Origin of the sequence: Streptococcus constellatus subsp. constellatus, assembly GCF_023167545.1 — a bacterium.
Lineage (GTDB): Bacteria > Bacillota > Bacilli > Lactobacillales > Streptococcaceae > Streptococcus > Streptococcus constellatus.
In genome coordinates this window covers 1,088,042-1,103,823 of record NZ_AP014647.1, presented here as the reverse complement: position 1 = coordinate 1,103,823, position 15,782 = coordinate 1,088,042, and the positions used below count along the sequence as shown (strand labels likewise).

General features: G+C 34.8%; 11 protein-coding genes. All 11 read left to right on the top strand.

The window, feature by feature from the left end:
- The first annotated feature begins 22 nt into the window (after nucleotides 1-22).
- The 11 genes from SCSC_RS05440 (at nucleotide 23) to SCSC_RS05390 (ending at nucleotide 15,780) form a co-directional block, all read left to right on the top strand.
- The gene (locus tag SCSC_RS05440; RefSeq protein ID WP_006270684.1) at nucleotides 23-3,010 is read left to right on the top strand and encodes a rhamnan synthesis F family protein; all 2,988 of its coding nucleotides are present in this window, start codon (nucleotides 23-25) and stop codon (nucleotides 3,008-3,010) included.
- Nucleotides 2,982-4,289, top strand: coding sequence for a DUF2142 domain-containing protein (locus tag SCSC_RS05435; RefSeq protein ID WP_037566263.1), 1,308 nt, complete (start codon nucleotides 2,982-2,984; stop codon nucleotides 4,287-4,289). Before SCSC_RS05440 ends, SCSC_RS05435 begins: the two co-directional genes overlap by 29 nt.
- A 3-nt stretch (nucleotides 4,290-4,292) precedes the next feature.
- Entirely contained in the window at nucleotides 4,293-5,537 is a 1,245-nt protein-coding gene (locus SCSC_RS05430; RefSeq protein WP_006270680.1) for a glycosyltransferase family 4 protein, read from the top strand.
- Between the two features lie 188 nt (nucleotides 5,538-5,725).
- Complete coding sequence (gene cps2T, locus SCSC_RS05425) at nucleotides 5,726-6,874, top strand: beta 1-4 rhamnosyltransferase Cps2T (protein ID WP_006270705.1); 1,149 nt, start codon at nucleotides 5,726-5,728, stop codon at nucleotides 6,872-6,874.
- The gene (locus SCSC_RS05420; protein WP_006270702.1) at nucleotides 6,871-7,806 is read left to right on the top strand and encodes a glycosyltransferase family 2 protein; all 936 of its coding nucleotides are present in this window, start codon (nucleotides 6,871-6,873) and stop codon (nucleotides 7,804-7,806) included. Before cps2T ends, SCSC_RS05420 begins: the two co-directional genes overlap by 4 nt.
- A 2-nt stretch (nucleotides 7,807-7,808) precedes the next feature.
- Nucleotides 7,809-8,615, top strand: a complete 807-nt coding sequence (locus SCSC_RS05415; RefSeq protein ID WP_006270692.1) for an ABC transporter permease — start codon at nucleotides 7,809-7,811, stop codon at nucleotides 8,613-8,615.
- A complete protein-coding gene (locus tag SCSC_RS05410) occupies nucleotides 8,615-9,817 on the top strand; it encodes an ABC transporter ATP-binding protein (RefSeq protein WP_006270670.1) in 1,203 nt (400 codons plus the stop codon). Before SCSC_RS05415 ends, SCSC_RS05410 begins: the two co-directional genes overlap by 1 nt.
- A gap of 14 nt (nucleotides 9,818-9,831) precedes the next feature.
- Nucleotides 9,832-11,499: a rhamnan synthesis F family protein gene (locus SCSC_RS05405; protein WP_006270682.1), complete on the top strand. Its 1,668-nt coding sequence runs from the start codon at nucleotides 9,832-9,834 to the stop codon at nucleotides 11,497-11,499.
- Nucleotides 11,499-13,964, top strand: a complete 2,466-nt coding sequence (locus SCSC_RS05400; protein WP_006270674.1) for an LTA synthase family protein — start codon at nucleotides 11,499-11,501, stop codon at nucleotides 13,962-13,964. The genes SCSC_RS05405 and SCSC_RS05400 overlap by 1 nt, the downstream gene beginning before the upstream one ends.
- Before the next feature lie 342 nt (nucleotides 13,965-14,306).
- On the top strand, nucleotides 14,307-14,996 hold the full coding sequence (locus SCSC_RS05395) for a tRNA (adenine(22)-N(1))-methyltransferase (RefSeq protein WP_006270709.1): 690 nt from the start codon (nucleotides 14,307-14,309) through the stop codon (nucleotides 14,994-14,996).
- Nucleotides 14,983-15,780, top strand: a complete 798-nt coding sequence (locus SCSC_RS05390) for a Nif3-like dinuclear metal center hexameric protein (protein WP_006270711.1) — start codon at nucleotides 14,983-14,985, stop codon at nucleotides 15,778-15,780. Before SCSC_RS05395 ends, SCSC_RS05390 begins: the two co-directional genes overlap by 14 nt.
- The last annotated feature ends 2 nt before the right edge of the window (nucleotides 15,781-15,782 follow it).

The following is a 15,782-nucleotide window of genomic DNA, read 5'->3' as shown; positions in this document are numbered from 1 at the left end:
CTTGATATGATAAGGAAAGTGTATGAAAGATTTAATATCTGTCGTTGTGACATGCTACAACCATGAAGACTATATTGAGCAATGCCTGCGCAGCATTTTTAAGCAGAACTACAGGAATATTGAACTGTTTGTTTTTAATGATGGTTCTACAGATAAGTCTGCTCAGATTATCCAAGAAACTCTGAGAGATTCTCCTTTTCCAACACAATTTAAAAGCCATGAGAATATGGGGGTAGTTAAAACACGTAATAAAGGGCTATCCCTGATTCAGGGGACATTTTTCCTCTTTGTGGATAGCGATAATTTTCTAGATGAGAATTATATTGAAAAACTTTATCAGAAACTTTGTTTGGAAAAAGCAGATATTGCATATAGTGATTTATATGACCCAGATAGACACAAAATTTATTTAAAAAGTCATCCTTTTGATTTGTCTTCTTTTTTAGAGAGAAGCTATATTGATAGTTGTTCTTTGGTTCGAACAGAAGTAGCTCAAGGTGTAGTTTATGATGTGGAGCTCAACTATAAGAAGCTAGAGGATTATGATTTTTTGCTTAATTTGATTATCAATAAGCAAGCAGTTCCAATCTATGTTCAGGATACGAAATTAAATTATCGTGTTCTTGAAAACTCTATATCTCAGAGAAATTCTACCAAGTACCATTTTGATGTTTATCTTTATGTTTTAAAAAAATATCTAGATAAAATACCTCAGGAAGTTTATCAGGCTCTGAGTGATAACATCTTTACTCTAGAAGGACGGCTGGATGATTTAATCCAGCATACTGCCAAGGTAGCTGACTATGTTTCTGAATTAAAAGGAGAATTAAGCACTTCAAAAGGAACTATCGAAACTTTGAAAATAAGTGTCAAAAAGATTAAACATCAGCGAGATGAAGCGATTGAAGAACAGTTTGAGATTCGGCACTCTATTTCTTATCGTTTAGGAAATGCAATGATTACACCTCTAAAATATATAGGGCAGATTATTCGGAACCCTAGAAACATAAAAGGTGTTCTTAGTCTGATGAAACAGCAGCTAATTCGACTGAAAAGAAAAGCAAAATCTCCTAAGACATATTATTATCAACTATTGCGCAATTCTCAACGTAAGCAGATTGCAAATTTAAATGGAAAAAAAGTACTCATTTATGTTATTTTTGAATCTGAAAGACGTTTACAGCAATATAAAATCCTCTTTTTAGAGAAATTAGCGGTTTTAGCTGATGAGACTTTAATTGTAGTGAATGGGGGGGTGCTTGCAGAAGATATAAAAATTTTAGAGAAATATGGTCAAGTGTTAACAAGAGATAATATTGGTTATGATACAGCAGCTTTTCGTGAGGGAATTTTGTCTCTTGGAAAGGATAAGTTGCAACAATATTCTCAGTTAATGCTAGTGAATGATACTAATATTGGTCCAATGAGAGATTTAACAGCAGTCTTTCAATCTATGATTGAAAAAAATCTTGATTTCTGGGGCATTTCTTATGGAGAAACACAAGAAGATATTACAGGATTTAATAAGTACGGTTATATCCCTGAACATTTACAATCATATTTTCTTGTCATTGAGCCTTTGCTACTTCGGTCAGAAGCTTTCTATAATTATTGGGAACAATTGACCGATACTGATTCGCGTGATGAGGCTATTGGAAAACATGAAACAATTTTTACCAAACATTTTGCAGACCTGGGCTATCGTTATGATGCACTCGTTCATGAAAATAAAGATTCAGCTATGTATATTCACCCCTTAAAAATGTTAGAAGCTGGAAGTCCTCTAGTTAAATACACTGCTTTACGAAATTATGACGATCAGCAGTTTCTATGGCAAGGATTGGAAAGAGAATCTGAAATAGGTGATTTGTTAGAGTATATTCAAGAGAAGACAGATTACCCTGTCGACATTCTTGAAAATATAATTAAGAAATTCAAAGAAATTCCAAGAAATCAGTACATCTTAATCATTGATGGAGTAGAAAATATCATTCCTCAATGTACCCGCTATCGTGTTTTGAATAAGGCTGAACAGCTTAGAAAAAACGGTTTTGCTGTTAAGGTAGTAAATGCCTCTGAGTTTCAGGTTTCGCAAGCTCAATATGCTAGCCATATCATTATTTATCGTGCTTCTTGGTCTATCCAATTACAGCTTCTATGTGATTTGGCTAAGAGTGAAAATAAGCCAGTATATTTTGACATTGATGACTTGGTGTTTGATACAGTTTACACAGATCAATTAAGTTATACACAGGGCTTGTCTGAAAAAGAAAAAGGCAATTATGATGCCGGAGTTAGAAATTATGGAAAGATGTTGGCGGCTTGTGATGGAGCCATTACTTCAACCAATCAACTGAAAGAAGAATTACTCAAGTATCAGGATATAGTTTTGTTAAATAGAAATTTAGCTTCGAGTGAATTGATGGAAGTTAGCTCATGTTTTATCAAGGATTACAATCAGCAAAGCCAACAAGTTAAGATTGGCTATTTCTCAGGGTCAATTAGTCATAACGAGAACTTTGAATTGATAAAGCCGGCTCTTAAAAAGTTGCTAGAAGCGTATCCGTTTATCGAACTTCATATTGTAGGACATCTAGATATTCCGACAGATATGAAAGTGTATGAGCAACAGATTATTGTTCATGATTATGTTGATTGGAAGACTTTACCACAGTTGATTAGTCAGGTAGACATTAATTTGGCACCTCTGGTAGATTCAATTTTCAATCGTGCTAAATCTGAGATCAAATGGTTAGAAGCAGCAATGGTTAAAGTTCCTACAATTGCTAGTGATATAGGTGCTTTTGCAGATATGGTGATAGATGGTCAGACGGGGCTTTTAGCCAAAGAGGACGAATGGAACGAGAAGCTAGACAGCTTGATTTTTTCAGCTGAACTGCGGCAGAAATTGGCAGAAAATGCCTATCATTTTGTTTTAGAAAATTGCAGTTTAGATAACAAAGATGAAATGGTGACATATTTTGAAAAGAATAAAAACAATAAAAGTTGAAACAATCTTCTTGATATTAGCGAGTATTTTTATCCTGACGTTTATGATTGTCCAGCCAATCAATCGTGTACCTGATGAAAGTAATCATGCTCGCATGACTTGGGAAGTTTTTCATAAACCCACATCCGAAACTTATAAATGGATGGAGAAGATTCCTGCTACACCAGATGTTTCTCCTAAGGACTACAAACAATTATTTACTAAAAAAATTGCTTTATCAAAAGAAACATTTTCTTTTAGATTCACTCTAAAATCCCTCTCTTTTCTTCCTCAGTTAATTGGAATGACTCTTGGAAGTTTCCTTTATCCCTCTGTTGGTGTAATTGTCATGATGGGACGTCTTTTTAATGCTTTGGCTTACATTATAGGAATTTACTTTCTTATTAAGTATTTTAAATATGGTAAGAAAGCTCTGCTTTTTATTTCCCTTTTGCCTATTATGGTTCAGCAAGCTGCTTCACTATCTTATGATGTGATGAACTACTTGGAGATTATGCTGGTAATTGGCTTTTTCACTAATATTGCTTATAAAAAGAAATTTACAAATAAGAATTTGCTTGAATTGTTCTTTATTTCAATTGGACTCTTTATAACCAAGCCTAATAATTTACTTTTGCTGGGACTATTGCCGTTTATTGATTTTGAATTTGAAGGTTTTTTATCAGCTCTAAATAGAGATTTTTTAGCAACAAAAAATTTTGTTGATCGTTATCGCTATGTTTTCTATATATTGGGATTTATTGCATTTTTCTTAGCACTTCATCTGGCTTTTCGCAATCAAGGCGGATTAATGCATTACGGTCGGGTTTTGCTAAATACTCTCTTTAAACAGCGTCTAAATGGTGATTTGAATACAATTTTGACGATTGGGATATTTGGATTCTTGGGAAATTTCACCATCCAATTACCGCTTTGGTTAATTTTTATTGATGTTGCAGTACTTATCATCATTTTCTTGCAATCCCAAAAGGATCTTATGAGTCGGAGCTACACTGTTATATCTTGTTATCTTTTTGTAGTGCAGGTTATTGCTGTTATCTCTATTATGTATCTACAGTGGACACCGATTGTCCTTGGTAAAAATGCACCAGTGTCAGTAGGGGCTCAAGGTCGCTATTTCACGCCTTTTCTCATTTTGCTACTACCAACAGTCGCAAATCTTGGTGTATTGGAGATAAAAGAAGAAAAAGTTAATAGACTAATGGTTGGTACCTTGATTGTTAACTTCTTGATTTCTCTGTATTTAATGGTACCATTTTATTGGAATTTATTAGGATAAGTTATGAAAAAAACTATATTATTTATTTCCCCAACGGGAACACTAGACAATGGTGCAGAAATATCAATTGTTCATTTGATGGAATATCTAGTGCAAACGGGCCATACCGTCATCAACGCTATTCCCGACTACCATGTGTCAGTTCAGCAGGATTATATAGCAAAACTTGCTAAAAAAGGTATCGAAACACTAGCTTTGCCATCTGTTAAGTGGTGGTGGGAAGATGCACCAGGTGGTTTACCAGGAACTCATAACGAAAGAGTTATATCCTATCAGGAAAATATTGCTGCACTTAGGAAAATCATTACAGACAAACAAATTGAATTAGTCATTACGAATACAGTTAATATGTTTCAAGGAGCAGTTGCAGCAGCCTGTGAGAATATTCCGCATTTTTGGCTGATTCATGAATTTCCTAATGGAGAGTTTGGCTATTATAAAGAAAAATTAACTTTCATAACTGATTACTCACAGGAAATTTTTGCTGTAAGAGGCGCTCTACAAAAGCAGCTGAAAGAATTGCTACCCAAGCAGGGTATCTTATCTTTTGCGCCTTTTACACAAATTGTTTCTACTGGAATTAAGGGAAAAGACGCAGCACAACGTCGCATTGTGTCCATTGGTCGCTTAACTGAACGGAAAAACCAATTAGAATTGATTAAAGCTTATAGTAAGTTACCTCATCCTAGTCCAGAGTTGATTTTTATTGGTGCTTGGGATGAAGAATATAAGAAAAAATGCGAGGCTTACATAGCAGAAAAGGATCTTAAAAATATTCATTTTTTAGGTCATAGAGACCAGCCTTGGGAAGAAGTGACAGCAGCGGATCTTGCTGTCTTCCCTTCAGCTATGGAAACTTTTGGTTTGGTTTATATTGAAGCTATCATGAACGGAATTCCAGCCATTATCTCGGATAATTTGGGTCATTTGTCGGCTTATGAAATTTTTGAAGAAGGACAGTTATATCCATCGGGAAATGTGGAAATTCTCACTGAGCGAATAAAAGAAGCTTTGGCTTCATTTGAACAGTTAAAAGAAAATTCTTTAGCTAATCTAGAAAAGATTCGCAGCCTTTATACTGTTCAGGAAGTTTATCATGAGATATTGGACCGGATTGAAAACCTGACATTTACTGATGGAAATTCCTTGTATCACCTGAAATTTTTATTTGAGTCATCTGTTTCTGCTTATCCTACAAGTTCTTTTTTGAAAAAATTAAAGAAAAAATTATGTTCAATCCTAAAATAGTAGAGGAGTCAGGATGATAAAATCATTCTGTTTGAGTTTTTTGTATCGCATCAGAAAAAGACGGATAAATCAGCATTCTAGTTCAGACTATTGGCTGTTTTAACCGCCTTTTTATTTATTGTATTACACAAACTGTTCATAAAGTGGTATAATAGTATGGATTGTAAAATCTTGAAGTGAGGAAAATCATGCAGCATGTATTCATTATTGGAAGTCGTGGTCTTCCTGCAAAATATGGTGGATTTGAAACTTTTGTAGAAAATTTGGTTGGACACCAGGTTTCATCACAGATTCAGTATCATGTGGCTTGCTTGTCAGATAAAGAAGCCTATCATCATTTTGACTACAAAGGCGTAGATTGTTTTACGATTCAAGCACCAAAATTTGGTCCAGCTCGTGTTATTGCCTATGATATGATGGCAATCAACTACGCTTTGAAGTTAGTGAAAGAGCAAGAAATAGTTCAACCGGTTTTTTATATTTTAGGAAATACAGTCGGAGCTTTTATTGCACCTTTTGCTCGAAAAATTCACCATGCCGGTGGTATATTTTACATCAATCCAGATGGTCTGGAATGGAAGCGTGCAAAGTGGGCAAAACCAGTTCAAGCTTATCTCAAGTATTCTGAAAAGTTGATGACTAAACATGCAGATTTGGTAATTTCAGATAATCAAGGAATTGAAATGTACATCAACAAGATCTATCCTTGGTCTAAAACGACTTTTATCGCTTATGGAACAGATTTAAATTTATCTTCTTTGACAGATCAGACTACAAAAGTGCGTGATTTTTTTAATCACTGGCAGAGTAAAGAAAAAAATTATTATTTGATTGTTGGTCGTTTTGTTCCAGAAAATAACTATGAAAGTATCATTCGTGAGTTTATGAAGTCACAGACGCAACGAGATTTACTGATTGTCTGCAATCATCAAGGTAATGCTTATTTTGAAGAACTACGACAAAAAACAAATTTTGACCAAGATGAGCGAATTAAGTTTGTTGGAACCATTTATGATCAAGATTTATTGAAGTATATTCGCAATCAAGCTTTTGCTTATATTCATGGTCATGAGGTCGGTGGAACCAATCCTGGCTTGTTGGAGGCGTTGGCGCAAACGGATTTGAACTTGGTTTTAGATGTCGATTTTAATCGTCAAGTTGCAAAGGGAACTGCTTTCTATTGGCAGAAAGCAGATGCATCTTTAGTAGAATTGATTGACCAAGTAGATATGAAAGCCGATTTCTCCCAATTAGGGCAAGCTGCCAAAGAAAATATGAAAGAAAACTACACCTGGGAAAAAATTGTGGGTGAATACGAGGAATTATTTTTATCATGAAAGTGACGATTCTCATGTCCACCTACAATGGTGAGCGATTTTTAGCAGAACAAATTGAGAGCATTAGGCAGCAGACCTATACAGACTGGCAGCTGTTAATTCGAGATGACGGATCTAAAGACAGGACGCGTGAGATTATTCAAGATTTTTGTCAAAAAGATAATCGCATTCGTTTTGTGAATCCTGATAGTGTCGAGAATGTTGGGGTTATTAAAAGTTTCTTTCATCTTTTGAAATATCAAACGTCAGATTTCTATCTATTTAGCGATCAGGATGACGTTTGGTTGCCTGAAAAAATTGAGCTGCAGCTGAAAGAAGCAGAAAAATATGATAATACGCTACCTTTACTTGTTTATATGGATTTAAAAGTAGTAGATCAAGAACTCAATGTTGTTCATGAAAGTATGATTCAAACACAATCGGATCATGCAAATACAGAATTGCTCCAAGAATTAACAGAAAATACTGTGACTGGCGGCGTTTCGATGATTAATCAAGCTCTGGCTGACTTATGGACTGGGCAGGAGGAGTATGACTTACTCATGCACGACTGGTATCTAGCTCTACTAGCTACAGCTTTTGGCAAGCTGGTTTATATTGATAAGCAGGGAGAGTTGTATCGCCAACACTCTAGTAATGTCTTGGGAGCACGCACACTTAGAAAAAGAATGAAAAACTGGATTCGCCCGCATATTCTCTTTGCAAAATATTGGAATCTCATCCAAGCGAGTCAAAAACAAGCAAAAAACTTATTGGGGTTACCATTGAGCCCTGCTGATAAAGAAATTGTAGAAAATTTTGTAACGATTATGGAAGTACCTTTGACAGAACGATATAAGCGTCTACGGAAATATGGTTTCCGAAAAAATCGCACCTTCCATACTTTGGTTTTTACCACTCTAATCCTTACAAAATTTGCTTATAAGGAGTAATGATGGACTTATTTAGTCGAAAAAATATGATTCTCTTACGCGAGATGATTAAAACGGATTTTAAATTACGGTATCAAGGAAGTTTAATTGGCCATCTATGGTCTATTTTGAAACCTTTTATGCTATTTACAATTATGTATTTAGTATTTGTTCGATTTTTGAAATTTGACGATGGAACTCCCCATTATGCAGTAGGATTGTTGCTAGGGATGGTAACTTGGAGTTTCTTTACAGAAGCTACCAATATGGGAATGCTATCGATTGTTTCACGTGGAGATTTGCTGAGAAAATTAAATTTCTCCAAATCAATTATCGTTTTTTCAGCCATTGCCGGTGCAGCCATCAACTATGCAATAAATATTTTAGTAGTCTTTGTATTTGCTTTGATTAATGGAGTTTCTATAAATGCAGGTTGGTTGATTATTATTCCTTTGTTTGTGGAATTGATTTTAATGGCTACAGGAGTTTCTTTGGCATTGTCTACTCTATTTGTTAAATATAGGGATATTGGTCCGATTTGGGAAGTTGTATTGCAGGCTGGTATGTACGCAACGCCTATTATTTACTCTTTAACATTTATTCTTCAGCGTGGACAAGTAACTATCGCTAAATTGATGATGCTCAATCCTTTGGCACAGATTATTCAAGATTTGCGACATTTTGTGGTTTATTCTGGAAGTATGAGAGGTTGGGATTTGATTAACACCCCTTGGATTGCAGCGTTTCCATATACGCTACCAGTTTTAATTTTTGTCTTTGGTCTATATATTTTTAATAAAAATGCTAATAGGTTTGCGGAGATTTTATAATGTCAAATAATATTGCAGTAAAAATTGATCATGTTAGTAAATTTTTTCGTTTGCCAACAGAAGCAACTCAAAGTTTAAGGACTAGTTTGGTCAATCGTTTTAAAGGAATCAAGGGTTATAAAGAGCAACATGTGTTAAAAGATATTTCCTTTGAAGTTGAAAAAGGTGATTTCTTTGGGATTGTTGGTCGAAATGGTTCTGGTAAGTCGACGCTTTTGAAAATTATTTCAGAGATTTATGTTCCTGAGAAGGGAACAGTGACTATTGATGGGAAGCTAGTTTCCTTTATTGAGCTAGGAGTTGGTTTCAATCCTGAGCTAACAGGTAGAGAAAATGTCTATATGAATGGTGCTATGCTTGGATTTTCTACCGAAGAGATAGACACTATGTATGATGATATTGTTGAATTTGCAGAACTTGAAGAATTCATGAATCAGAAACTGAAGAATTATTCTAGCGGAATGCAAGTCCGTTTAGCCTTTTCGGTTGCTATTAAAGCCCAGGGAGATATTCTCATTCTTGATGAAGTGTTAGCAGTGGGTGATGAAGCTTTTCAACGCAAGTGCAATGATTATTTTATGGAACGCAAAAAATCTGGAAAAACCACTATCCTAGTAACCCATGACATGAATGCAGTGAAAAAATATTGCAATAAAGCAGTTTTGATTGAAGACGGGCTAATCAAAGTGGTTGGTGCACCAGATGATGTTGCAAACCAGTATAGTCTTGATAATGCCAGCCAGAAAAAAGCCTTAAATGACGACTTTACTGCAGAGCATGAAGCTATCTCTGATTTAAAGGTTGAACTCTTGACTCCTGCACAGATAACTCCGAATCAAGAAATCAAATTTGAAATTTCGTATCAGGTAAAACAAGATATTCCGACTTATATCGCTTTTTCTTTGACTGATATTGACCGCAGTATTTGGATTTACAATGATAATTCTTTTGATGATATGACAAACGGAAAAGGCGAGAAGAGATTTGTATATACTTGTTCACTTGCTGAAGTAAATGATATCAAGCTTAAATTACAAGTATCAGTCCGAGACCATCATGATCAAATCCTTGCTTTTGCCAATTCAAAGAATACTCCCATTATCCTTATCAATCGTAACGATATTTCTGATGATGACATATCAGCAAAAGACTCTGCGACTGGCTTGATTCAGCGGAATGGAAGTTGGATAATTTCACAATAGAATAAGGTGATTCTATGGAGCGAATACTACTGTATACTCATTTTAACAAACTATATCAAGTGAGTGGTCATGTATTTTACCAATTAAAACAGATAAAACCGTTATTTTCTACGGTTGTCTTTATTTCAAATAGCCCTTTAGAAAAAGATGACAAGACTAAGTTGCAAAAAGAATTAAATATTGATATCGTGATTGAACGAGACAATACCGGATTTGATTTTGCAGCTTGGCGTGATGGGATGCAGTTCATTGGCTTTGACAAAATACAAGGCTATGATTCTCTCACCATTATGAATGATACTTGTTTTGGCCCCCTATGGGATTTGCAAAAAATATATGAAGATATGGAGGCAAATCAGGTAGTTGATTTCTGGGGAATGACGAATTTCCGAAAGACAAAATATTTTAAAGAGCACTTACAAAGTTATTTTGTATCGTTTAAACAGTCTATGCTTGGAACAGAGGTTTTTCAAAGGTTTTGGTCACAAATAAAAGAATTTACAGATGTTCAGAGTGTTATAGATCAATACGAGACACAGTTTACGATGTGTTTTCAAAAAGAAGGCTTTCATTATCAGACATTCTATGATACTCGCCGAGAAGAAGCAGGAGAGCTGGTGCATCCTGACTTTTCTTATTATAAACCACAAACTATTCTTGAAAAGAAAGTTCCCTTTTTAAAAGTAAAAGCGATTGATGGCAATCCATTTTTGGTTGCCTATCTTTTAGAGAAGATAAAAGCAACTTCTTCTTATCCTGTTTCGTTGATCATTGAGCATATGCGTGAATATTTTTTTCCAGATGCTCCTTATCTTTTAAAAGGGAAGCTTCTTAGAGAGTCTAAGGAAGCAACTTCTATTCCTAAAGATGTTGTACTACATATTCATGTGACAAATTTGGCAATTTTTGAGCAATTTATCCCTAAATTTGTGAATTTATTTCCTCAATTTGAGTATTTACTAACAACACCCGATCAAAAGATAGCTAAGCAACTCAGTTGTTATGTAAATGGGATTTCTGGCAAAAGTCAAATAGTATTAACGCAAGAGCAGCACCCTTTATTAGCCATGTTTGCTCAAGCTGAACAATTAAAAGCATACCAATATATTGGCCATCTCTCTACCCATACTTTGGTCACTGAAACGGTTGATTTGGATGAGTGGATGCGAAGCGAATTATTGGATATGATGATTGAAAATTCCAGCAATAGTCTCCATGCTTTGAAACATTGTTCTGGTTTGGGTCTTATCCTACCTGACCTTCCAAGCATAGTCCGAAATGGTTTGTTTTATCAGGAGCCTCTTAAAGAAGAGATGGGGAAAATCTGGAAAACATTATCTTGTCGCAAATCATTTACATTTACTGATACAGCAACTCTGACGAGAGTCTACGGTGGCTTTATGTGGTTTAAGTATGAAGCCTTAGAGCCTTTCTTTAAAATGCGTTTGGAGAACTTGAGTTGTTATTCGCTTCAGGAGAAATCAACTATTTTAGAAAATTTACTGGTGTATGTTGTTTGGGACAAAAATTATGATTTTCAAATCATGCCATTATCACAGTCATATCCATCTTTATTAGATTTGCAATATTTAAATAATCAATTAGTGAAACAGCAAGAAACTTTAAAAGATAGAAAAAGCATTGTAAAACGACTTGCTCGATTCATTGGTAAGGAAGTATAATGAAATTTTTACGAAAAAATTTTGAGCAAATTAGTTTTATTCTGATTAGCTTTTTGATGCTTGATGTGACTATTGTAAATATTAGTATGGCATTAAGGAGTCATACTAATATAATGACTTATCCCTTTTTAGGAGTAGAAATTTTACTATCTAGTCTTTTATTATTTGGTATTAGTTTTCTTATTTCTAATTTGTTATATAAGAAACTGATAAGTTGGGCTATTATTATTTATTTTTTATACACTAGTTTTTCTTATTTACTGCAAGTGACTAGAAATGTTAATGATCCGTCATTTAAAGTTGAAAAAATATTTCAAAATCATTTTTTACAGCTATATTTTTTACCAGTTTTATTTGTGATTACCGTCATGGTTGTTCTGTATAAATTGGTTTTTAAATTAAAGAGATGGACTACTTTTGAAGGATTACACATTGATGAAAGCAATTCAAACAGGATAGAAGATTTACTTTTAGCTCAATTCTTGTTATCCCTTGTCTTTTCTGATAATAAATTTTTGAATGTTATTACAAAGACAGGATTTTTAAGTAAATTTTATGAAGAGAAACTCCAGATAAATGAATTATTTGTTTTTTCGCTCACTAGTCTAATATTCTTGATATTTGCGATTGGTTCTGTGCTTAGTTTTTTAGCAGTAAAAGGAATGAGAGATCTCTACAAAAATAAAAACAGTTTTTCCGTTACTGTTCTATTTAGCGCCGTTTTTGCCATGATATTTAACTATACAATACAAAATAGTATTAGAGGGGATATATCGGTTTTAGACCTTCGCTTATTTGCTGGCGCCAGTTTGTTTCAAATTATTGTCTTTTTTATAACTTTCATTTGGCTGTATGTAGTTTTTAACCGATTTCTTTTACCGACTATTTTCATTTTAATAGTGGGAATAGGAGGTTCTGTTGCCAGTGCTTTAAAATTTCAATACCGTCAGGAACCCATTTTGCCAAGTGATCTTGTATGGCTGCGAAATCCAAAAATATTACTTGATTTTCTTAATGGTCATTATATTATTTATGTTATTCTGGCTTTGTTGCTTCTCGGATTTCTTTATTGGATTTTTAGAAAAAAGATTCTACCAAATAAGATGGTTCTAAGCACAAAATATCGTATGGTTTTGCTTATATTGCCAATTGTTTTTTACTTAGGGCTGTTTCAGGTGTTTTCTTCTAAAAAGGATGGGAAAATTACTGAAAATATTCCAGTTGTCTCTATCTTAAATAATTATCACGATTTAACATGGTTTGGAAATACTGTTAATTCGCAAATCCGTTCATTGACATTTGTGTGGTTTGCGCAGTTGTCAGACGTTACTATGACACGTCCTAAACAATATTCCAAAAAAACAATTAAAAATTTGGAGGAAAAATATAAGCATATTGCTGCAAATTATAATCAATCCAGAATTGAGAAAATTGAAAACCAGACAGTAATCTATCTCCTGAGTGAAAGTTTTTCTGATCCTGCTCGTGTTGAAGGGGTTACAATGTCAGGAAATCCAATTCCCAATATTCAAGAAATTAAAAATCAAACTACAAGTGGCTTAATGAAATCAGATGGCTATGGCGGCGGTACTGCCAATATGGAATTTCAGACATTGACCGGTTTACCTTTTTATAATTTGTCTCCATCCACTTCCGTTATCTATACAGAAGTAGTGCCCGGAATGAACAAATTTCCATCAATCAGTGATTTTTATAATCGAAAGAATCGTACAGTTATCCACTTAGCTTCACCAAGCAACTATTCTAGAAATATTATCTATAATAATCTAGGGTTTAATAAATTTATCCATTATGGAACGAAGGGATTGAAAGGTGATCAGATTAGTGGAAATTATAGTGACAAAACAACATATGAGCAGATTTTAAATAATCTAAAAGAAAATCAAAGTCAATTCTTTTCTGTTATGACTATGCAGAATCATATGCCTTGGACAGAACCTAATCCTGTGACTATTTCTGCCAATTATGCAGGCTTTTCTGATGCTGATAATCAGACTTTATCCAATTATGTGAGGATGCTGCACCACACAGATACCGCCACAAAAGATTTTCTTGATCGGCTTTCGAAAATCAATAAGAAAGTTACGGTTGTTTTTTATGGAGATCATTTACCAGGGCTTTATCCACAGTCAGCTTTCAAAAATAACCCAGATAGTCAATATTTAACAGATTATTTTGTCTGGAGTAATTACGAGACTCCTAAGTTAAACTATCCTGTTGTAAATTCGAGTGATTTCACAGCTCTGCTTTTAGAACAGACGAATTCAAAAGTGTCCCCTTATTATGCTTTATTAACAGAAGTTTTGCATAAGGCTAGTGTTGATAAAAAAGATTTAGATGTAGAAGGGCAGCAAATTGCAAAAGACCTAAAACTAATTCAGTATGATATGGTGGCTGGTAAAGGCTATTTGTCAAAGAATTTTTTCAAAGTACATAGTGAATAAAAGTTGTAATATGTGGTTTTGGAATTACATCATTAGTTGGAAAAAGCCAACCATTATCAATCTCCATCTAAAATGGACGAAAATTATACTAGTTAATAAGACTTGACTCCTATGCATATAGAGGTCAAGTCTTTAATTTTTTATGGTCTGTCATAGTTATATGAATTCAGACAATCTCTAATTTGAATAGGTGTTTTCTCTGTACTGCAAGGTGGACATAATCACAAAGTTTCTTCCGTTTGGCTTGACAAATGAATGATTGATTCCTTGGGGTAAGCTCTTTTTTTAGTTCTTTAAAAATGATATACTAAAATAAAACAATTATGTTAGAAATGAGTTGTTATGCAAGTAAAGAATATCTCAAAGCGATTGGGGAAAGTGGCTAGTTTTGTTCCACAGGGTACTAAAATTTTGGATGTAGGGAGTGATCATGCTTATTTGCCTATTTATTTAATGCAGCAGAGACGAATTGTGTCGGCTATTGCTGGCGAAGTTGTTGATGGGCCTTATCAATCTGCAGTTGCCAATGTGTCGGACAATGAATTGTCCGATAAAATTTCTGTCCGCTTGGCAAATGGTCTGGCAGCTTTTGATGAAAAAGATCAGATTGACGTTATTATCATTGCAGGGATGGGAGGACGATTGATAGCAGATATTTTAGCTAATGGCAGTGCGAAATTGGCATCTGTTAAGCGTCTGATTCTTCAGCCTAACAATCGGGAAGATGAACTTCGCAGGTGGTTGTGTGGTCATGATTTTCAAATTATTGAGGAGACTCTTGTGGAAGAAAATGGGAAATTCTACGAAATCATAATAGCTGAGCAGGGGAAGCAAGTGTTGAATGTTGATCAAGAACGCTTTGGACCTTATCTGATGAGAGAACAATCGACAATTTTTCGAGATAGATGGCGCTGGGAAGCAGATAAGTTGGAAAAAGCACTGGCTAAAATTCCAGAGAAAAATCTAGCGGAACGCTCAGCTATGTCCCAAAAAATCAAGCAAATCAAGGAGGTACTCCATGCTGGCGAGTGATTTTATTAATCGTTATGAAGCGTACTGCCCTCAGGACTTATCCGAGGAGGGAGATGTTCGAGGATTGCAAATTGGAACTCTGAATAAGGAAGTTAAGCGGGTGCTGGTGGCATTGGATATCCGCGAGCAGACAGTTGCAGAGGCGATTGAAAAGGGAGTGGATTTGATTTTGGTTAAGCATGCTCCAATTTTTCGTCCTATTAAAGATTTGGTGGCGGAGCGATCTCAGAATCAAATTTACATCGATCTGATTAAGCATGATATTGCAGTTTATGTCAGCCATACCAATATTGATATTGTAGATGATGGTCTTAATGACTGGTTCTGTGATCTACTGGAAATCACCGATACGGATTATCTTAGCGAAACAGCTCCCGGATACGGTATTGGGCGTATTGGCAAGATCGTGCCTCAGACTTTTGGAGAATTTGCAATCAAGGTTAAGGAAGTTTTTGATTTGGATAGCCTGCGTTTGGTGACTTATTCGGTTGTGGATCTGGAGAGAACGATTGAGAAAGTAGCGATCTGTGGTGGCAGTGGTCAATCCTTGTACAAAGAGGCATTTGCTAAGGGAGCACAAGTTTATATTACGGGCGATATTTACTACCATACAGCACAAGATATGTTAAGTGATGGTCTTTTAGCATTGGATCCGGGCCACCATATAGAAGTGCTCTTTGTGGAAAAATTAGTTAAAAAGTTTCAAGACTGGAAAGTAAAAGAGGGCTGGGAAGTTGAATTTTTAGCCAGTCAGGTTTCTACAAATCCTTTTAAACATATCTAAGT